Origin of the sequence: Roseateles sp., from assembly GCF_049240545.1 — a bacterium.
Taxonomy (GTDB): Bacteria; Pseudomonadota; Gammaproteobacteria; order Burkholderiales; family Burkholderiaceae_C; genus Paucibacter_A.
This window is the reverse complement of sequence record NZ_JBMLSK010000381.1, coordinates 1-2,347: the sequence shown is the minus strand read 5'-3', so window position 1 is coordinate 2,347 and position 2,347 is coordinate 1. Positions and strand designations below refer to the sequence as shown.

2 protein-coding genes are annotated in these 2,347 nt (G+C 65.9%); both read right to left on the bottom strand.

The genetic code is table 11. The annotated features are described in order from the left end of the window. Window positions 1-23: 23 nt before the first annotated feature. Complete coding sequence (locus tag ACOVRJ_RS22960; RefSeq protein ID WP_422046143.1) at window positions 24-1,670, bottom strand: IS1634 family transposase; 1,647 nt, start codon at window positions 1,668-1,670, stop codon at window positions 24-26. Between the two features lie 27 nt (window positions 1,671-1,697). Further along, the coding region (locus ACOVRJ_RS22955; protein WP_422046142.1) for a hypothetical protein at window positions 1,698-2,347 on the bottom strand (650 nt) is incomplete at its 5' end.

Here is a 2,347-nt window from a genome sequence, read left to right as displayed (position 1 = left end):
TTGCCACAACACTTGGAGGTTGGTCAGCGCGGAGGCGGTAGCTTCAGTTCCTCGAACAGTTGCAGCTGTTCCTCAGTCGGTCGGCTGATGCCGCTGTGTTCGGTCTCACCAATATGGATGCGATGGCGTTGGATCTGGCGCAGCGTGGCCAGTGCTCGTTGTGGTGAGAAGGCCGAACCCGTGGCCTTCAAGCGCAAGCGCAGCAGGCGGTGGAGCAGCAACGCCAGGAAGCAGATCAGGGCATGTGCGCGGATGCGCTCGGGCAGGCGGTGGTGCACGGGCGCGATATCGATGTCGCTCTTGAGCACGCGGAAGCCGCGTTCGATGTCGGCCAGTGCCTTGTAGCGCTCGACGATGCGTGCAGTGCTCATTGCTGCGGCGTCGATACTGGTCAACAACACTAGGGTGCCGTCGAGCACTTCAGCATCCGCCAGGGCCTTGTCGTCCCGCTCGAAGGCGAAGCGCTCGGCGCCGAGGTCGGTCTTGATGAAGCGTGTGAGCTGCTCTTCGAGCAGACGCCGCAGAAAGCGGTTGTAGGCACCGCGATCGCTGGCGCGACGGCCACGGCTTGCGGCGCCCGTGTCCTGGCCATCGAGCTTGGCGGCGAGTTGTTCGCCAAACGCCTCAACCGCCTCAATGCGCGTGCGGCGGCGTGCAGTCTGCTCGGCGGCACGCGCAGGATCGTGAGCGGCCACCAGGCGATAGTCGGCGAAGCGCCCTTCCGCCAAGCCGTCCTTGAACGTCAGGGACCGAACGATCTCGGGCATGTCGCCGTAGCGACGCGCGGGCACTGCGAGGATGAAGTCCAGGCGCTGCTCGGCTTCGCCACACAGGCGTCGAATCTCCTCGACGTTGTCCAGACTCAACAAGCCGCGATCGGCGACCACCACCAAGCGCCCCACCGGGAAGCGCTTGAGCGCGTGTTCCAACATCGGTCGCAGCGTGTCGACCTCAGCGACATTGCCGGGCGCCACGGTGTGCAGTAGCGGCAGCCCCTCGGCCGACTGCACCACACCCAATACGAACTGGCGGGCGGGGCCGTGGGTTTCCTTGGAGCGGCCGAACGCCCGCACGTCTTGAACACCACCGTTGGATTCGCCGTGAATGCGGATGGTGGTGAGGTCGTAGAACAACAGGGTGACCTCGTTGTCGAGCAAGGGCCGCACGAGCTTCAGCACCGCGGATTCCACAGCGTCGATGCGGTCGATCAGGCAGTCCATTGCGCGCAGCAGCTGCTGGTGAGTCACCTCTGCCGGCACACCCGGCATCTCGACCGTCTCAAGCCAGCGCAGCACGCCGAGCTTGGAATCGGGGCAGCTCAACCGGTTGAACACCATCGTGCGAATCAGCGCCTCGGCATCGAAGCTGCGACGCGACGAGCGCAAAGCACGACTCAGAGCGGCGCCGAGACCCAGCTCGTTCCAGAGCATCTGCAGCGCGTGCAGATCCCCGAACGCACGCGCCGAGCGGTACTCGATCGGCTCGGCCTGTCGCGTGCGTCCCAAGGCGCGCTCCAAGCCGCTGATCAGCGGTGCGAGCTTGGCCTCGGTGAGCTCATCCAGCCGGCCCAGGGAAGCCACCACGCGCTGCCGGACCTTGCCGTCGACACGGTAGCCCTCCACGAGTTGGAGGTAGCTGCGACCGCCGGAACGGGTGATGCGCGTGTACATGGAACAACTTTAATCGCCACAACACGCTCAATGCAAGGGCTGCAAAGACGTGTCGTGACACAACACAAAGCTGCCAAAATCGCTGAGTAACTCATTGATTTCCGGAGGCGGCACCACTGCGGCTGGCCGGAATTCCTGCTCCAACTGTCGAACTTGGGAGTCCCAGGTCTGGGTGTGGCCCGGCGGGCTGGGGTCGGTCTGCTCGATGCGCTGGTTGCGCGGGCTGTAGCGCCAGGTGGTGGTGCGATCGGCCGCGTCGGTGTGGCTCAGCACGTTGCCGACGCGGTCATAGGTCCAGCGGCGGGTGTTGCCGCTGTCCGGCCCGGCCGGCACCGCAGGCAGGGTGCTGAGCACGCGGCGGCCCAGGCCGTCGTAGGTGTGCGTGGTGGTGTTGCCGTTGGCGTCGGTTTCGGCCAGCACCTCGCCGTGGATGCCGGGCTCGAACTCAAGCTCGCGCGCACCGGCCTGGTTCCGCGGCAGCACGCGCAGGGTCTCGTGGCCGAGGGCGTTGAACTCAGACCGCGTGACCTCGCCGCGGCCGTTCTCGCGCGAGAGCACGCGGCTGTCGGCGTCGTAGCTCAGACGCTCGATCAGGCCGATGCCGTCGGTACTGGTCTCCAGACGGTACAGCGCGTCGAAGGTGTTGACGATGACCCGGCCGGCAGCGTCGCTCACTT

Bases quoted from the DNA above. Each gene is read 5' to 3' on its own strand.
- ACOVRJ_RS22960 (WP_422046143.1), bottom strand. From the start codon at position 1,670: ATGTACACGCGCATCACCCGTTCCGGCGGTCGCAGCTACCTCCAACTC.